The organism is Bacillus sp. AK128, from assembly GCF_053903075.1.
In genome coordinates this window covers 4495176-4513498 of sequence record NZ_CP096379.1, presented here as the reverse complement: position 1 = coordinate 4513498, position 18323 = coordinate 4495176, and the positions used below count along the sequence as shown (strand labels likewise).

Here is an 18323-nt window from a genome sequence, read left to right as displayed (position 1 = left end):
TTATGACTTTTATATGACTTTTCCGTACTAACGAGATATGACTGTTTCTTTGTATTCTAAACCTAATTAAAATTAATACAAAGAGAGAGGATCAAGAAGATGAAAAACAAAGTGATGGTCTTAATAGGCAAGACCGTGTTGAGTCTTATAATAGTTTTTGCAAGTATTATGTTGTTTACTATTCTTTTTCAATTGTTTTCTAAAGGATTTGACTTTTATTTATTTGCTACTCCTATTGGATTAATGTTATCGGCATACATTATGTATGCATGGTTTGAGAAAAGAAATGGTTGGATTATTGGTTGGAGAGATGGTCGTGCGGCTGGAAATACCTTAACTGGATCTATCATAGCCTCTATTATTATTGCAGTAAGTGTTTCATTGGTGTTAATAACAGGTACAGTTACTTTAGAATCTAACAGTTTGCAATCAAGTGTGTTAATTATACAAGTGGTGCTGTTTCTATCCATCTCCATTGGAGAAGAATGGTTTTTCAGAGGTTATCTCTTTGGGGTGTACAAAGAAGTAGTAGGTATGAGGTTTGCTATTATTGTAAACTCCATTGTATTTACAGCCGTCCATTTGCTTAATCCCGAAGCGTTTGGTCGACCGCTAGAGTTTATTGGAATCGAGATGGTTAACATATTTTTAATGTCGATCCTTCTGTCACAAGCACGTGCATTAACCGGTAGCCTCTGGATGCCGATTGGCATGCATCTTTTGTTAAACTTCTTACAATCAACAGTGTTCGGTTTTGTAAACGGTGGTAAGGAAGTAGCTTCCCTTTACAACTTAACCTATGATGTAAAAACAATTTGGAATGGAAGTACACATGGACTCGAATCAAGTTTACTTTTCACTCCAATATTAATAATCGCAGTGATGATCTTTTCTGGCATAAGTTATTACCATGTAAAATCCAACAAGAAGATAATGCAAATGTGAAAAAGGATATGGATCAATTAGAATAGTGTTTATTGCAGGAAGCGAAAATCAACATAGTAAATAAAAAATATAGAATAAGCAGAATGTCTATGAGTCTTAGTCCAATAATGGATTAGGGCTTTTTATTTTAAGCCTTTTTCTAATTAACATTGCCAGGTGGAAACTTTTAAAATAGATCTTGCTCCATACCAGAAAGCACATTAACCACGAATATCATTAAAGTGGACTTCAATTAGAAAAAAATAAGGAGACGGATATGCAGCATTCCGTAACGGAATGATAGTTTCCCTAAGCACTTCTTATTCTCCATAAACTACTAAACTTTTGAATGGTAGAGTCCTAATCGGAAATCCCCGTTTACTACAGGAAGGTATGAATAAAAGATCCTCTACTAAAAGCTGTATGGAACGTAAATCAACAAACAACAAACTTTAATAGAGACAATGAAAAAGCAAAAATGTTTGCGAAAGCAGCAAAAGATATAAATGGGAAAAACCGCTCAAACTGAGCGGTTTTCATGTTATTATGAAATATTTATTTAAAGAGGCTAATCTGAAACTCCTCAGAAAGTAAGTCAATCGCTTCTGTAATATCTTTTGTTTGTAACTCGCCTGCTACAGCCCTTTCATGAATAGCTTTTATATTCTCTTCTCTTTTTTCCAGTACGCCCACTGCTATCTTTTTTGGAACCTTTGTCATAAATGATTCTGTTTCGGCTTCCTTAAATGACTCGATTTGATCTAGTAATTGCTCTAGTGACTGTAAAGCAATGGCTTGGTCTTCAGACGATAATGTTTCTTTTTCCGATAATCTCTCAAGGCTATCAAAAACATCTGTAAAAGTTTCCTCAAGTTTCTCGGCCTCCTGTGAAAATTCATCCTTCCCTGAAGTAGTGTCAATTTCAATGGAGCATCCAGTTAGTAAAATTGTCAGTAATAAAATAGAACCTGCTATTAGTTTTTTCATGTTTAGTTTCCTTCCTTTGCATTCATTTTTTTATTCTCTTTTTAAGACAAGGTTATTTCCCCTTTAAGCAGCCACATCTCTTTTGTTGAAAATATAATGAGTAAGACCCTGGAAGATAATCATATATATGATGAGCATAACTACAGAGAAGGTAATATTCATTCCCTCAACCATTGGAAAGCCTTCGTAGTATTGAGTTAAGTCGGTATTAGCAAATAATAGATATTTCGCCCACTCATACTTTGACGCAATCATTCCAGTAATTTGGCTTCCTCCAAGCAAAAGGAAGATACATAAGCCAATGGTAAGAGAACTATTTCTAAATACAGCTGACATCATAAAGGCTAAAGTTCCAAGCATAAGCAAGGGGATAGATTTATAGAAATAATAAGTGATCAGATGAAACACCATGCTCTGTTCAGTGATGGTGCCATTAAAATAACTCAGATACGGTATATCGGATTCAGGCATTCCAAACAAAATGATCCCTAGTATCGTTGAATATACAAATGAAAATGCTATTAGTAATAAAGAAAATGAGATCACGGTAATATATTTTGACATCAGAATTTTTGATCGGCGAATGGGTTTAATTAATACTAGCTTAATTGTTCCCCAATTAAACTCTGAGGCTACACTTCCTGCCGCTACAATAATCACAATCAATCCAATAATCTGAAGGATAACAGAAGAATCCTTAACAAAGCCCCATACAGAATAGTTTTGATTTGGTGAGAGATCATGCTCTATACGATATTCGTTTAAAGCAATCTCCCGTTCAAGGCTATTAACTTGGCTAGAGGGTGCAGCTGATGATTTTAAATCTTGAATTAATTGTTTCGTTTCTTCGTTTTTTAATTGTAGACTTTGTTTCCAGTTTTCATCAAAAGCAGGTGCCTCTTCTATATTTTTAACTATTAGACCTGCAGTTGTAAGGACTAGGACAATCAGTCCAATCATGACAAATGTTCCTGCTCGTTTGAAGATTTTCATCCATTCATTTCTTATCAAGTTAAGCATGTAATAACTCCTCCTTCTTTCCGGTTACTTCTAAGAAACGTTCCTCTAGTGTTTTTGCCATTTCCTTTACTTCATAGATTTTAATGTTTGAACGAACTAGTTCTTCAATGATTAAAGGTATTTCTTCTTTCGTTAGCTTGAAACTTACATAGTTTTCACTAGCATTAATCGAAAGGGGTGGAAACAATTTTTGTATAACATCAACAGCATCATCAATAGCTGATACTTGAAGTTGATAGTATTTGTCAGCACTTTGAACAAATTCCTGTACTAGCTGGACATCGACTAATTGACCATTTTCAATAATTCCGATTCGGTCACACATCATTTCAATTTCTGATAACATATGACTTGAAACAATAACGGCGATATCTCTTTCTCGAGCAAGCTTGCGTAAATGATCTCTGATTTCTCTAATTCCGGCAGGATCTAAACCGTTAGTAGGTTCATCTAAGATGAGTACCTTTGGATCGTGTAATAGTGATTGGGCAAGACCAAGCCTTTGTCTCATTCCGAGCGAATAGGTTTTGACCTTATCGTGAATTCGATTTGTTAAGCCGACAAAATCTACGACTTCATCAATCTTCTCCTTCTCTATTCCCTTAGACATTCTGGCAAAATGGAGTAGGTTATCGTAACCACTTAAGAACTTATACATTTCTGGGTTTTCAACAATTGCCCCGACATTCCTTACTGCTTTTTCAAAGTCCTTCCTTACACTAAAGCCAGATATCTTAATGTCACCAGAAGTGATTCCCATCAGACCGACCATCATTCGAATAGTAGTTGTTTTACCAGCTCCATTTGGTCCTAGAAAGCCGAAGACCTCTCCTTTGTTTACTTCAAAATTTAGAGAATCAATGATGGTTTTCCCTTTAATTTTTTTTGTTACATTTTGTATCTGAACAATTCCTGTCATTTGGTATCTTCCTCTTTTCTCATCCCGTATTTTCATGCGGGTTTTTATGATACTTTGATCATAATGTAAAAAAGTCACAGTACTGAAGTGAGTATCGTCATAATAAAGTCACATCTTATGTTGCGATAAAGTAATAACGGTGTTTCTTAGGTAATAGGAATCTAGCTCATTAGCTTATGTAGGAAACAAAATCGAATTAATTAGTTTTAAGCCATTAGCTCATACTACAAAGAAAGGAGGCGTAGTATGGAGACATTAACATATAAACAATCTTGGTTCGGAAATGTAAGAGGAGATATCCTATCTGGAATAGTCGTAGCACTTGCATTGATACCTGAAGCGATTGCCTTCTCTATCATTGCAGGTGTTGATCCGATGGTTGGATTATATGCTTCGTTCACTATTGCAGTAGTGATTGCTTTTGTTGGTGGTAGGCCGGGAATGATTTCAGCAGCTACAGGTGCGATGGCCTTATTATTTATTGATTTGGTTGCTGAACATGGAATCCAATATCTTCTAGCTGCGACAATTTTAACAGGAATTATTCAAATACTATTTGGAGTCTTTAAATTAGCTAGATATATGAAGTTTATCCCGAGGTCTGTGATGGTAGGATTCGTCAATGCGCTTGCCATTATGATTTTCACCTCTCAGCTTCAGCACTTTGTAGGGGAACAGTGGATTATGTATGCTCTGGTTGGACTAACCTTAGCGATTATTTATTTATTTCCATATCTTATAAAAGCAGTTCCTTCTACATTAGTTGCCATTGTAGTCATCACTGCTTTATCCATTTTCATGAACTATGGAGTTAGAACTGTAGGAGATATGGGAACAATCACTCAGACGTTGCCAGAATTCTTCATTCCAAACATCCCTTTGTCAATCGATACCCTTATGATTATCTTTCCTTATTCTTTGGCCCTTGCTGTTGTTGGTTTATTAGAATCGTTATTAACAGCCACGATTGTCGATGATATGACAGACTCTGATAGTAATAAAAATGTTGAAAGTAGAGGTCAAGGTATAGCGAATATTGTGACAGGATTTTTTGGAGGTATGGCAGGATGTGCGATGATTGGTCAATCAGTAATAAATGTTAAATCTGGTGGAAGAGGAAGGCTATCTGCCCTAGTAGCAGGTGTTTTCTTAATGTTTTTAATTGTCGTACTTGGTGATATTGTAGTCCAAATACCGATGGCGGCTCTAGCTGGGGTGATGATCATGGTATCAATAAGTACTTTTGATTGGAACTCACTTCGAACCTTACATTTAGTGCCTAGAAGTGATGCGATTGTGATGGTGATTACTGTTTTAGCAGTTGTTTTAACCCATAACTTAGCTATTGGGGTATTCACTGGTATCTTATTAAGTGCCATTTTCTTTGTGTCTAAAATATCAAGAGTCCGTGTAAATAGTAAGGTGGAGGGGAATACAAGAATATATGAAGTTAAAGGAGAGCTCTTTTTTGCCTCTGTTACAGAACTTTTAACTAAGTTTAATTACAAAGAAGAGATGAAAGTTGTAGAAATTAATTTAAGTCGTTCGCATATTTGGGATGAATCTGCTGTTGCAGCCGTAGATAAGGTTGTTTCAAAATTTAAATCGAACGGTATCCAAGTAGAGGTAACGGGGTTAAATGAGGATAGTACGGAACTGGTAGAAAAGCTAGCAAATAAATTGAGTTCTCATTAAAAGAGGTGATGCTGAGTGTATAAAAAGATTGTTTTAGCAACAGATGGTTCAGAGCATTCAAAGCGAGCTGCTGAAAATGCCATTCATATTGCAACATGTACAGAAAACTCGAAAATCGAAGTCATTTATGTTGTAAATGCAGATCGAGCAAAGTCGGATGTGTTAGCTAGCTGGAATTCAATTGAGATTAATGACTCAAGAAAAGAAAGAATGAAGGATGTTGAAAAGAAGGCTTTAGAAGCTGGGGTTAACTTTGAGGTCAAGGTATTACACGGTGAGCCTGGTCCAGCAATCGTGGAATATGTAAATAAGTCGAATACGGACATTGTTGTGATTGGTAGTAGAGGTCTGAATACGTTACAAGAGTTTGTTCTAGGTAGCGTTAGTCATAAGGTTGCTAAACATGCAAATTGTCCGGTGTTGATTGTAAAGTAAAAGCTTTAATAGATAAAACTACACTGACACCAATGTGGTGGAAGGTTCTTCCTTGACATATATTTCCTAAAACTATAACATTGAAGATAACTTGAATATATGCACTAGGGGTGTTATTTAACTGAGATGAGAATTACCTCAAACCCTTTGAACCTGAACTAGGTGAAACTAGCGTAGGAAAGTGTAAACTCTTATACATATTTATAGAGCGATTGTGCCTTATTTTTAATATGTAGTTATTTGTTTTTACGCAATTTTCCTATGGGAGAGTTGCGTATTTTTTTATTTATCTATCTATCTATCATTATTAGTTAAGTAATATCAAATTTAAAATAGGAGTTGTTAGGATGACTAGAACAGTATTAGTAACAGGTAGTAGTAGAGGTTTAGGAGCAACTATTGTAAAGACATTGGCGGAAAGAGGATTTAAAGTGGTTATCAATTACTATAAAAGCAAAGATGCTGCTGAGAAGCTAGTTTCAGAGATTGGTGAGAAGAATGCTATTGCAATTCAAGCTGATGTAACAAATCGTAAAGAAGTAGATAACTTGATCAAAGAAGCAACGGAATATTTTGGTCAAATAGATGTTGTAGTCAACAATGCTTTAGTAGATTTCAAATTTGATCCAACCAAACAAAAAACCTTCACAGAACTCACTTGGGATGATTATCAAAAACAACTTGATGGTACTTTAAAAGCAGCATTTAATGTAATTCAAAGTGTCCTACCTCAATTTATGGAACGAAAAAATGGAAGTATTATAGGCATAGGTACTAACTTATTTCAAAATCCTGTTGTACCTTATCATGAATATACAACAGCTAAAGCTGGATTAATAGGTTTTACACGTAATATCGCTGCTGAATTAGGCGTATATGGTATAAGAGCGAATGTAGTTTCAGGCGGATTATTAAAAACGACTGACGCCAGTGCTGTTACAACACCAGAAGTATTTGATTTAATTGCACAATCAACACCATTGAAAAAGGTGACCACACCTCAGGATGTAGCAAATATGGTTGCTTATTTATCTTCGGAAGAAGCGAACGGTATTACAGGTCAAAATTTTACAATCGATGGCGGTTTGACAATGAACTAATGCTTAAATGATCATGGATAACCTCCAAAAGAAGGAGTATCCATGACAATTATTAATGATCTATTTTGAGGTGTAAACAAATGACAAAAACTATAGAAAAACAACTACACTTAGGTGTTTTGCTGTATGGTTGTGGACACCATCAAGCTGCTTGGTTAATGCCTGACTCAAGCGTTGAACGTATTGGTGACATTTCTTACTACCAATCTTTAGCGCAGTTAGCGGAAAAAGGTTACTTTGATGCCGTATTCTTTGCTGATAATCAATCTTTCCAAGCTAAAAATTTTAGTGATATGCCTGCATTTTGGTTGGATCCAATAGTTAATTTAACTGCTATATCTCAAGTAACAAATCATGTGGGATTAGTTTCAACCATCTCAAGTACTTTTTCTAATCCTTTCACCGCTTCACGGCAGCTATTAAGTTTAGATCATATTACAAAAGGACGTGTTGGTTGGAATCTTGTTACGTCAATGACTGATTTAGAGGCGTTAAATCATAGTATGGAAGAACTGCCTCCTCATGACAAACGTTATGAGAAGGCAGATGAATTCGCTGCTTTAATGAGTAAGTTATTTCTTTCATGGGACAGTAAGGAGTTTCTACATGATCGAGAAGAAAGAAAATTGATAAATCCTTTAAACATTAAGTCTTTTAATCACGAAGGTACCTATTTTAAAGTATGTGGCCCATCCACTACGCCAAAAAGTCCGCAAGGTAAACCAGTCTCCATGCAAGCAGGGGCATCTAAACAAGGCATTGCATTAGCCGCAAAATATGCTGATGCAGTCTATTCAGTGTCGTGGAACTTAAAACAAGCAAAAAAATTTCGTCAAAAATTAGATGAACAAGTTAAACAAAGCGAAAACAGCAATAGACATATTAAAGTATTTCCAGGCTTAGTAACCTATGTAGGTCATACTCATGAGGAAGCTTTAGCCAAAAAAGCTGCATTAGATGAGCAATTACCTCTTGAAACAGCTCTAAAGCAGTTGAGTTACTTTATTCGACAAGACTGTTCTAACTGGGAAATTGATAAAGAAGTACCTCCATTACCCCCAGTAGAAGAATTTTCTGGTCCAGTTGGACGTTACGAAACGATACTAGAAATTATTAGTGATAAACAACCTACGGTAAGAGAACTATTAGGATATCTTAATGCAGGTGGTGGTCATCACACGCTGATAGGTACTCCGGATGAAATTGTCGATCAGATGGAAGTCTGGTTTGAAGCAGGGGTGGCTGACGGATTTAATCTTATGCCTCCTACATTACCAGGTAGTTTAGAAGACTTTGTTGAACTAATTGTTCCTGAAATGCAAAAAAGAGGTATTTTCAGAGAAAAATATGAAGGTCATACCTTCCGTGAACATTTAGGATTAACATAATAAGTTATGATAAGATGACGGTACTAGTTGAAGAGGTAAGATGGTGGTACTAGTATAAAAACTGGAGAATCCTCTCGTAGGAGTAATGATCATTGGACTTACTGATTAGGCACTAAGATAACTATTTTATCAATCCAAACGCTATCAATTTCTTTAAAAAAGATTCTAGGCTAACTAGAATCTTTTTTAATTTTAATAGAATAAATACAGATTAGAATTTATGAGCTTTTTTGAATTTGTTTATATAAATACTGATAAGACTTTGATTCATCGAACATACCTAACTCGTGATACAGTTTGGTGAGCCAGCTTATAGAATGAGGATTTGTTGGGTTTAACTCCACGTCCCAAAGGAAACACTCAATCGCCTGAGGAATTTGGTGGATTTCATAATACAATTCACCCATTACATGCTGCTGTTCAGGGTCCTCTTTAATACTATACATCTTCTTAATTTTGCTAATCATGTGCAATGGGATATGGAATAATGGTTGAAGCCACTGATAAACAAAGTTTATATCATGCTGCTTAAATAATCTAGGCAGTAAGGCTTGTAGCAAGAGATCTAATTGTTTAGTGTTAGCATCAACAAGGTTTTGAGAGGAGAATTGGTCAAAAGGTAAAATGTAGGTAGAGTCTAGATTTTCAACAATTGTGATAAGGAATTCCAATTGTGTTTCCGAAAATGGATTTTTATAATCCGTTAATAGTTGGAAGGCATCTTCATATTGATTGTGGTTTATAAGTTGAGATAGTAAAAAATGTTGAAGTTTTTCTTTGTTTTCGGTGCGTTTGGTTTGGTTGTAAATGGAAAAAAGATATGAAGAAAGGTCTATGTTTGGCCGTTCGAGTGAGTATTTTAGTAAATCCGACAGTTGTTCTTCAAAGTTTTCTGTATAGTGGGTTAGACGATGGTTGTATAGGGTGAGACTTTCTAGATGACGGGAATATTTACGTAGCTGTGCTTGGAGGAGGTTGAATGATTTTACTTCATCCAACTTTAGATAAAGCTGATTTTCTACATATAACGAATCAAATTGAAGTAATGTTACTAGTTCTGATTGGTAACGAAAGGTATACTTTTGATAATCGAGATGAGAGATGAGTGACTGAGCCCACTCATTTTTAGGGTATTTTTGTAAAATTAGTTGAAGTAATCGGAACGCCATGAGGAATTTTCCATCTCTACGGAATTGTAGACATATTTCCTTTAATGATGAAATAACGGTTTCCTTTTTTAAATAAGAGTCAAAAATAGTTAAAATATGCGCAGCTTCAATAGGGTCGTATTCCTTCTTAATGGACTTCCAGGTTTTATTTATTTTAGGTAATGAATAATGAGAGTGAGAGCTTACTAAAGATTGAATAATTGGATGTGGGCTAGAGAGGTAGATTCCTTTAGTTAAAACATTTGCAAGAGTGGATGTTCGTTTAAGCTTGATGGTCTTTTTTCCAGTAAGGAACTTATTTTTATAAAAGAAAAGATAATAACATTCGTCTTTTTGAACAGTGAAAGCTTCCACTACTTGATACCCTTGAAATTGATAAAGACCCTGAATGTTTAACATAATCCTTTGGTGATCATCATTTGTACATAAAATCATTTCTTGAGTCATAACGTAACCCCTTTCAAGTATCATTTCCTATAGTATATCATTAATAAGAATTAATATGAAATTAGTGTATGAGAGAAGAACATGATTGGAGCTTATAAACAAATAATTTTTCGGGAAATAATTTCTATTTAGGAAATATGAATCCCCATACCTATAAAAACGATAATAGGGTTCTATGATAAAATAAAAGGTGGTTTTTGTATTCAGCGGTACTATAGAAAAATTGTAAAATAAAACCACAGAATAATCTGTTGACTTTCATAGAGTTAGAGAGTAAAGTTTAACTTAGCTTTTCAAACCGATATATAAACTTAAAATTAAAATGTTCTCTTATCAAGAGTGGCAGAGGGACTGGCCCTATGACGCCCGGCAACCGTTCTATATGAATTGGTGCTAAATCCTGCAGAATACTTCACGTATTCTGACAGATAAGAGAGGTAAATTCTATTATACATGTAGAAGCCTCTCTTTATGGAGAGGCTTTTTATATTTTAAAAGATATGAGACACCCTATACTCATCATCAGATTATCGGAAAAATAATAGGAGGTTCATAGAATGAGAAAATCAGTAAAAGGTCTACTTGTGACCGCATTATCCGCAACACTTCTTTTAACTGGCTGTGGAACTGGAGGAAATTCTGGAGAGTCAGCTAATACAAATGAAAAGGTAAGTTTTGAGAACGTTCCTGATCGTTTTGCAGAGGGGCAAGGAGCAAAGATTAAAGTAATCCGTAAGATTGGTGGAGATGATCATACTGCACAGTTTTTAGCAGGAGCAAAAGAGGAAGGGGAGGCACTTGGGTTTGAAGTAGATGTGTTTACGGCAAATGGGGACACAGCAAAATTCCATGATGCAATCGCCCAAACCCTAGAAGAAGATTATGATGGTATTATTCTATCTCATGGTGATGATGAAGCGACTGTGGAACAAGCAGAGAAGCTTCGTGAAGCCGGAATCGAAGTAGTGACCTTTGACTCACACGGTGATATAGCTAATGTTGAAGGCGTCACATTAACTTCACAAGATGATGAAGCATTAGCAAAATTAGCGCTTGATCAGCTGGTTAAGGATTTTAACGGGGATGCAAACATTGTGTATCTATGGGTAGATGGTTTTCCTCCAATGGTTAGACGTAATAATGTGTATACAGCAACACTTGAGCAAAACGCTGGGTTGAAGGAGTTAGAGCGCTTTGGTGTAGCAGCTGCTGATACTTCAGTACAAACACAAAATGCTGTAGCTGCAATGCTTACTAAGTATCCAAAAGGTGAGATCGATGCAATCTTCGCAACATGGGATGCATTCGCAATTGGAGCTGCTCGTGCACTAAAGGAAGCGGGAAGAGAAGAAATCAAGATTTATGGAATAGACGTTTCAAATGCGGACCTTCAAGAAATACAAACGGAAGGTAATCCTTGGCAGTATACAGCAGCTGTTGATCCAAAATTAATTGGAGCTGTAAATGTAAGATTACTAGCTAAGAAGATTGCAGGAGAAGAAACTCCACAAACATATAACTTAGAAGCTTCGTTAATTTCACAAGAACAATTATTACAGTCATCTGAGCCAGTTAATATGGTGAACCTTGCAGAAGTAGTAGAAGGATGGGGACAATCCACGGCCTTTGAAGAGGATTGGATGAAGGTGTTAAAGGAACATTATAGTAAATAATTAATGGGCAAATAATAAAACACTCTCTAATTTTTTCTTAGAGAGTGTTTCCTTTGAACAGGAAGGGAGGAAAGAGATGGTACACACAACCTTACAAATGAGGGATATTTCAATTGAGTTTCCTGGCGTTAAAGCGCTGGATCAGGTTATTTTTACTGCAGATACAAGGAGTGTTCAGGCTTTAATTGGAGCTAATGGAGCGGGGAAATCTACATTAATGAAGGTTCTTTCCGGAGCATATACACACTACACTGGTGAGATATTACTAGATGGAGAGAATATTCAAATTAAATCACCAAAAGAATCACAGCAAGCTGGGATTCAAATTGTTTACCAGGAAGTAGATACGGCTCTGATTCCCAACCTGACAGTAGGTGAAAATATATTACTAAATGAAACGGTTCACTCCATGGGTAAGAAGGTTTTTGTTAATTGGAAAAGGCTCCATCAAAAGGCTACTCAAATTCTTGAAAGTATGAACGTTCATATTTCTTCCAAGCGACTAGTGAGTGAGCTTACTTTAGCAGAGAAGCAGATGGTATTGATTGCTAGAGCTATTTCTACAGATTGTAAGTTTTTAATTTTGGATGAACCAACAGCGCCCTTGAGTTATTCTGAAACAAAAGAGCTATTTCGAATTATTTCCGAGCTAAAAGAAAAAGGGGTAGGGATTATCTTTATCTCACATCGTTTGCCAGAAATATTCAATGTTTGTGATGTGATCACAGTCATGAGAAATGGTAGAAATGTATCAAAGGAATTAATAGCAGATACGACTCAGCACAAAGTGGTTGAACAGATGCTTGGGAAATCCTTAGAAGAACAATTTCCTTCATATGAAACGATTATAGGTGAGAGTGCTTTCTCTGTTAAAAATGTAAGTGATACGGATAAGCTTGAAGCAATTAGCCTTGAGGTGAGATCTGGTGAAATTGTGGGTATTGCTGGATTAGTTGGTGCAGGGAAAACAGAGCTTTGTAAGGTATTATTTGGACACTCAAAAATGAAATCTGGAGAAATTTCTATTAAAGGGAAGAATGTAAAGTTAAATAGCCCTTTTGATGCTGTAAAGGCTGGGATTGCCTTAGTTCCTGAGGAAAGAAGAAAAGAAGGGATTTTTGTTCATGAATCGGTAAAAAGGAATTTATCCATTTCAAACTTGTCAAAATTCACTAAACTATTAGGTTTTGTCGATCAGAAACAAGAAGCACTGTCTTCCATTGAAATGATTACTAGTTTAGGAGTTAAGACACCAAACGAAAGTACCTTGGTTGAAAATTTATCGGGTGGAAATCAACAAAAAATTGCTATTGGAAAATGGCTTGTTGCTGATGCGGAGGTTTATATCTTTGATGAACCAACCAAAGGTGTAGATGTTGGTGCTAAGAAGGATATCTTTGAACTGATGGTAAGCTTAGCGAAAAGAGGAAAGGCGATTGTTTACGCCTCTTCAGAGTTATCAGAAATTCTTGGTATTACAAGTCGAATGTATGTGATGTATGACGGAAAAGTAGTGAAGGAATTAACTACGAAGGATACGTCAGAAGAAGAAATCCTTTATTACTCAACAGGAGGGAAGTAAAAAAATGAATGGAACTAGTGCCTCCAAAGCTAAGAAGTTTGAGCTTTTTGACTTTTTATATAAATATGGAACGATTTTAACGATTGTCGTGTTAGTTATTGTGTTTTCTTTATCAAATCCGGCCTTTATCCAATCCAATAATATCATTAATATTTTACGTTCGATCTCTATTGTAACGATCATTGCCGTGGGTATTACGATATCTTTATCGGTTAGTGGATTTGATTTATCAGTTGGCTCCGTTGCATCATTATCCAATGCGATCGTTATATCAATGTTTGTTTGGTTTTCTCAAAATACACTGATTGCCATTTTATCAGCAATTGCAGCAGCTTTATTGGTAGGTGCCTTTAATGCCTTTTTCATTGTGAAGGTCAAAATACCAGATATGCTATTAACTTTGGCAACAATGTTTATTATCCAAGGTGTGGCCCTAACCTATACGAAGGGTGCAACGATTTCACAAAATATGGTTATGGCAGATGGTACCTTTGCCGAAGGTTTGATTAGCCCTTTATTCAGTAAAATAGGACAGGTTCCTTGGATTATCATTATTATGCTGATTGTTGTTGTTATTGTTCATATCTTTTTGACCTATACAAAGCATGGCAGATATATGTATATGATCGGCGGAAATAAGGAAGCAGCTCGACTTTCAGGTATCGCGGTTAATCGATATATCGTTTTTGCCTATCTGTTGTCAGCGCTATTTGCAGCAATTGGCGGAATCATCCTAGCATCTCGTGTTATGACAGCTGAAATTAACGCAGGGAATCCCTATTTAATGGATTCTGTTGCGGCAGCATTTATCGGCTTTTCTGTTCTCGGAGCAGGGAAACCCAACGCAATCGGAACTTTTGTAGGAGCGGTGTTAATTGGAATCCTACAAAATGGTCTAGTTATGATGTCCGTTCCCTATTACTCCATGGATATCGTCAAAGGAATGGTATTAGCATTTGCCTTAGCGTTAACTTATTATAAAATGAAGCATTAATTTGAATTCTCGTAAAGCTTGGTTACTATTGCATAGCTTTGTTAGTTAAATCAACGGCCACTAATACAAATTCAACTTCTTTCAAGAAGCAACAAAGTTTACGAAACACTCATTTAAAAGGCCAATCCTGGTCTTTTTTTAACATTCCAAAAAATGATGATAATGAAATTTATTCTCAATTAGGTATTGCTTACAAAAAGTTTATGGTATATAATCCAATTGTTGATAATAATTATCATTACCATTTAGGGGGAAGTAACATGTCGTCAAGTACATATTCTTTAGGAAAGAAAAAACTATTTTCACTACTTGCTCTTTTACTTTGTTTCAGTATCTTTTTAGCTGGGTGTGGCAGCCAAGATGAGGCTACAGAAGAAAAGCCAGAGACAGAAACACAAAGTGAAGAACAAGCTTCAGAAGAAACAGAAACAAATGATGTTCGCGAAATTACACATGCAATGGGTACAACTCCAATCGAAGGAACTCCTCAAAAGATTGTAACTTTATACCAAGGAGCTACAGATGCTGCAGTAGCATTTGGAGTGAAACCAGTTGGAATAGTAGAATCTTGGGTACAGACGCCTATTTATGAATATTTAAGAGCAGATTTAGAAGGAACTCCAATTGTGGGTCAAGAAACACAACCAAACCTTGAAGAAATTGCAAAGCTTAAGCCTGACTTAATTATTGCTTCTAAGCTACGTCATGAAGAAGTATATGAACAATTATCTGAGATTGCACCAACTGTTGCTCATGAAACAGTGTTTGAATATAAAGGAACTGTTGAATTAATGGGGCAAGCAATGAATCAAGAAGAAAAAGCTAATGAAATTATCGCTGCTTGGGATGCGCGTGTGGCTGATTTCAAAACAAAGATTGCTGCTAAATTAGGTGAAGAGTGGCCACTAAATGTATCCATTTTAAACTTTAGAGCAGATCATGCTCGTATCTATTATACTGGTTTCGCAGGATCTATCTTAGCTGAGCTTGGATTCACTCGTCCTGAAAATCAACAAAGTGAAGATTGGGGAATCCAGTTAACAGATAAAGAATCTATTACTGAGATGAATGCAGATGTATTCTATATCTTTAATGAAGATACTCCTGAAGTAGCGAAAAGCTATGAAGAGTGGACGAATCATCCTTTATGGGCAAATCTTGATGCTGTGCAAAATGACCAAGTTTATTTAGTAGATGAAGTTATTTGGAATATGGCTGGTGGAATTCAAGCTGCTAATCTTTTATTAGATGATCTTTATGATCGCTTTGAGCTAGAGAAATAATAAGTTGTGATAGGAGGGAGATCTTAATCTTTCTCCTATTTTATTTAAAACTCTTAGTTTAGCATATATAATTACTATTAGTAGATTTATAGTTTATATATTATAGTGCTATCCCCTAGTATTGGTTAGCGAAAGAGGTTTCTTATGAAAACGATATTTACTCGAACATCAACCAAGGTTCTTATGCTTTTGATCAGTCTGGTTATATTTTGTTTGGCCTTCATCTTAAGTCTATCCTTAGGGCAGACGCCCATTCCATTTCACACAACATTGAATGCCATTTTTCATTATGATGAAACGGTTACCGAGCATGTTATTGTCACCACGTCTAGATTATCAAGAGCCGTCATTGCTGCAGTGATTGGATCAAGTCTTGCGATTGCTGGGGCACTAATGCAAGCGTTAACAAGGAATCCACTTGCTGCACCAGATATTTTTGGTATTAATTCGGGGGCTCTATTTTTCATTGTACTTTCAGCCACCTTTTTTTCAGTAGAATCATTATCAGGGTATATGTGGATCGGCTTTTTAGGTGCAGGGGTTGCCGGTGTACTCGTATACTTCCTAGGGTCTTTAGGAAGAGACGGCCTATCACCAATTAAAATTGTGTTAGCAGGTGCGGCAATTACAGCCCTATTTGTTTCGTTTACTCAAGGACTGTTAGTAATTGATGAACAAGGAATCCAAAGTATTTTATTCTGGCTTGCTGGCTCAGTGGCAGGTAGAGACATGGATATGCTCTTGCCAGTTCTTCCATTCATGCTGACGGCAACATTTATTGCTTTGTTTTTAGGAAGGTCGATTAATGTATTATTAACAGGAGAAGATATAGCAAAAAGCTTGGGACAACGGACTGTGTTATTAAAGCTTATGATTGGAATCGTTGTTATTTTCTTAGCAGGTGGTTCTGTTGCGGTAGCTGGTTCAATCGGCTTTATCGGGCTGATGGTTCCACATATGGTTAGAGGGGTGACAGGTCCAGATTATCGCTGGTTAATTCCTTTTAGTGCAATCACAGGAGGAACCTTATTGCTATTAGCTGATATAGTAGCAAGACTTGTTATTATGCCGAGAGAAATTCCAATTGGTGTCATGACAGCAGTTATAGGGACTCCGTTCTTTATTTACATTGCACGGAAGGGAGTGACTAAAAATGACTAGGTATTTTACGTTGAGGAATAAGTCAGGAGCAGTATCCTTTCAAATTTCCAAAAAAACAATCATGGTTGTAACGGTACTATTCCTTTGTGCATGTATGCTTTTTATATTAGGATTATCAGCTGGTAGCAGCTTTATAGGGCCCATGGAAGTAATCAGACATTTACTTGGGCTTGGAAATGGTGACCACGACTTTACTATCGATACGTTAAGATTACCGAGAGTATTATTAGCGTTTATGGTAGGAGCAGCACTTGGCGTATCAGGCTTAATTTTGCAAGGAATTGTTAGAAATCCATTAGCCTCTCCTGATATTATTGGTATTACGGCTGGCGGATCGGTTGGGGCTATCCTGTTCATTGTTTTTCTAATGGGCACAGTTAGTATAGTGTGGTTACCTTTAGCTGCACTAACCGGAGCTTTACTCGTTTCGATTGTGATCTATATACTATCTTGGAAGCAAGGTATTAAACCGATACGACTGGTGTTAATTGGGATTGGGGTAGCAGCAGCCATGAAGGCGATTGTGACCTTTCTATTAGTAGTAAGTGAAACAGCTGTTACCACAAAGGCCTATTTATGGTTAACAGGTAGTATATATGGTGCAAATTGGATCGATGTCTATTCGATGCTACCGTGGATATTAGTTTTCATTCCATTAACTTTCCTTTTAGCTAGAACAATTAATGTAAAAGAGCTTGGCGATGACATTGCCACTGGGCTTGGAATTAATGTCCAAATTCAGCGATTTATGCTTCTCTTTATAAGTGTAGCACTAGCTGGTTCCTCCGTTGCTTTTGCTGGAGGGATTGAATTTGTTGGTTTAATCGCCCCACATATAGGGAGAATGCTGATAGGTCGCTCATTTGCAGCACTCATTCCTGTATCGGCATTATTAGGTGGAATCATTGTCATGGTGGCAGATATCATAGCCCGTACCGCGTTTTTACCCCTCGATATACCAGCGGGTGTGTTTACTGCGGGAATTGGTGCACCGTTCTTTATTTACTTATTGTATCGTAATCGACATATGTAAGTGGAAAAGGTACCCCAGATGAGGGTACCTTTTATATGCTTATCTTTAAAGATTGTAAAACCTTTGATACATGAAGGTCATATTTCATAGATTTTAATGAATGCCATTTTACATCGGAAAGGGTTTGGTTAGAGCCAGCTTCTGGGTCATAACCGAGAATAGGTTCTTGATCATCAACGAGTTCGACGAGATAGCATCTTTCTTCTCCAAGCTCATATTGATTAGAGAAAAGAAATTTAATAACTCTTACGTCAAGATTTACTTCTTCTTTTACCTCTCTAACTACAGCTTCTTCAAAGCTTTCTCCTTTCTCTAGCCCGCCACCTGGTAAAGTCCAGAATGTGTGATTAGGATAACTTTCCTCTACCATGAGAATCAGGTCATTTTTTATAATCGCAGCAAAAGCTCTTGATCTATTCATTTTCCACTTTCTCCTTATATTTTTTATGTTTATGATAGCATGTTCAAACGTTGTTTTTTGTTGGTAATATAAATGAGGAAGAAAATAATGAT

The 18323-nt window shown here is 36.3% G+C and carries 16 protein-coding genes and 2 riboswitches; of the genes, 11 read left to right on the top strand and 5 right to left on the bottom strand.

Translation table 11 applies throughout. The features are described 5' to 3' along the window. The first annotated feature begins 99 nt into the window (after positions 1–99). On the top strand, positions 100–945 hold the full coding sequence (locus tag M1D60_RS22545) for a CPBP family intramembrane glutamic endopeptidase (protein ID WP_456277027.1): 846 nt from the start codon (positions 100–102) through the stop codon (positions 943–945). 534 nt (positions 946–1479) lie between these two features. On the opposite strand, the gene M1D60_RS22540 is transcribed toward M1D60_RS22545, so the two are convergent. The 3 genes from M1D60_RS22540 to M1D60_RS22530 form a co-directional block, all read right to left on the bottom strand. Then, a complete protein-coding gene (locus M1D60_RS22540; RefSeq protein WP_456277026.1) occupies positions 1480–1911 on the bottom strand; it encodes a hypothetical protein in 432 nt (143 codons plus the stop codon). A 63-nt stretch (positions 1912–1974) separates the two neighbouring features. After that, positions 1975–2931 carry an ABC transporter permease gene (locus tag M1D60_RS22535; protein WP_456277025.1) on the bottom strand — a complete coding sequence of 319 codons (957 nt, stop codon included), beginning with the start codon at positions 2929–2931 and terminating at the stop codon, positions 1975–1977. Continuing rightward, on the bottom strand, positions 2924–3850 hold the full coding sequence (locus M1D60_RS22530; RefSeq protein ID WP_456277024.1) for an ABC transporter ATP-binding protein: 927 nt from the start codon (positions 3848–3850) through the stop codon (positions 2924–2926). Before M1D60_RS22530 ends, M1D60_RS22535 begins: the two co-directional genes overlap by 8 nt. 246 nt (positions 3851–4096) lie before the next feature. Between M1D60_RS22530 and M1D60_RS22525 the strand changes: the two genes are divergently transcribed. The 4 genes from M1D60_RS22525 to M1D60_RS22510 all read left to right on the top strand — a co-directional run bounded on the left by M1D60_RS22525 (position 4097) and on the right by M1D60_RS22510 (position 8468). Continuing rightward, positions 4097–5545 carry a SulP family inorganic anion transporter gene (locus M1D60_RS22525; protein WP_456277023.1) on the top strand — a complete coding sequence of 483 codons (1449 nt, stop codon included), beginning with the start codon at positions 4097–4099 and terminating at the stop codon, positions 5543–5545. A gap of 15 nt (positions 5546–5560) precedes the next feature. Next, positions 5561–5980, top strand: coding sequence for a universal stress protein (locus M1D60_RS22520; RefSeq protein ID WP_456277022.1), 420 nt, complete (start codon positions 5561–5563; stop codon positions 5978–5980). A gap of 96 nt (positions 5981–6076) precedes the next feature. Then, a riboswitch (TPP riboswitch) is annotated at positions 6077–6177 on the top strand. 150 nt (positions 6178–6327) lie between these two features. Continuing rightward, entirely contained in the window at positions 6328–7080 is a 753-nt protein-coding gene (locus M1D60_RS22515) for a 3-oxoacyl-ACP reductase (protein WP_456277021.1), read from the top strand. Positions 7081–7160: 80 nt separating this feature from the next. After that, positions 7161–8468: an LLM class flavin-dependent oxidoreductase gene (locus M1D60_RS22510; RefSeq protein WP_456277020.1), complete on the top strand. Its 1308-nt coding sequence runs from the start codon at positions 7161–7163 to the stop codon at positions 8466–8468. A gap of 218 nt (positions 8469–8686) precedes the next feature. Here M1D60_RS22510 and M1D60_RS22505 read toward each other — a convergent pair whose 3' ends face one another. Then, a complete protein-coding gene (locus tag M1D60_RS22505; RefSeq protein WP_456277019.1) occupies positions 8687–10084 on the bottom strand; it encodes a hypothetical protein in 1398 nt (465 codons plus the stop codon). Positions 10085–10411: 327 nt separating this feature from the next. Then, a riboswitch (SAM riboswitch) is annotated at positions 10412–10519 on the top strand. 122 nt (positions 10520–10641) lie between these two features. Between M1D60_RS22505 and M1D60_RS22500 the strand changes: the two genes are divergently transcribed. The 6 genes from M1D60_RS22500 (at position 10642) to M1D60_RS22475 (ending at position 17810) form a co-directional block, all read left to right on the top strand. Next, complete coding sequence (locus tag M1D60_RS22500; RefSeq protein ID WP_456277018.1) at positions 10642–11757, top strand: sugar ABC transporter substrate-binding protein; 1116 nt, start codon at positions 10642–10644, stop codon at positions 11755–11757. A gap of 76 nt (positions 11758–11833) precedes the next feature. After that, entirely contained in the window at positions 11834–13339 is a 1506-nt protein-coding gene (locus M1D60_RS22495; protein ID WP_456277017.1) for a sugar ABC transporter ATP-binding protein, read from the top strand. Positions 13340–13343: 4 nt separating this feature from the next. Then, positions 13344–14333: an ABC transporter permease gene (locus tag M1D60_RS22490; RefSeq protein ID WP_456277016.1), complete on the top strand. Its 990-nt coding sequence runs from the start codon at positions 13344–13346 to the stop codon at positions 14331–14333. A 260-nt stretch (positions 14334–14593) separates the two neighbouring features. Next, the gene (locus M1D60_RS22485) at positions 14594–15616 is read left to right on the top strand and encodes an ABC transporter substrate-binding protein (protein ID WP_456277015.1); all 1023 of its coding nucleotides are present in this window, start codon (positions 14594–14596) and stop codon (positions 15614–15616) included. Positions 15617–15760: 144 nt separating this feature from the next. Next, positions 15761–16777 carry a FecCD family ABC transporter permease gene (locus M1D60_RS22480; protein WP_456277014.1) on the top strand — a complete coding sequence of 339 codons (1017 nt, stop codon included), beginning with the start codon at positions 15761–15763 and terminating at the stop codon, positions 16775–16777. Further along, positions 16770–17810: a FecCD family ABC transporter permease gene (locus tag M1D60_RS22475; RefSeq protein ID WP_456277013.1), complete on the top strand. Its 1041-nt coding sequence runs from the start codon at positions 16770–16772 to the stop codon at positions 17808–17810. Before M1D60_RS22480 ends, M1D60_RS22475 begins: the two co-directional genes overlap by 8 nt. 31 nt (positions 17811–17841) lie before the next feature. Here M1D60_RS22475 and M1D60_RS22470 read toward each other — a convergent pair whose 3' ends face one another. After that, positions 17842–18231 (bottom strand): NUDIX domain-containing protein, encoded by a 390-nt coding sequence (locus M1D60_RS22470; protein WP_456277012.1) that lies wholly within the window; start codon positions 18229–18231, stop codon positions 17842–17844. Between the last annotated feature and the right edge of the window lie 92 nt (positions 18232–18323).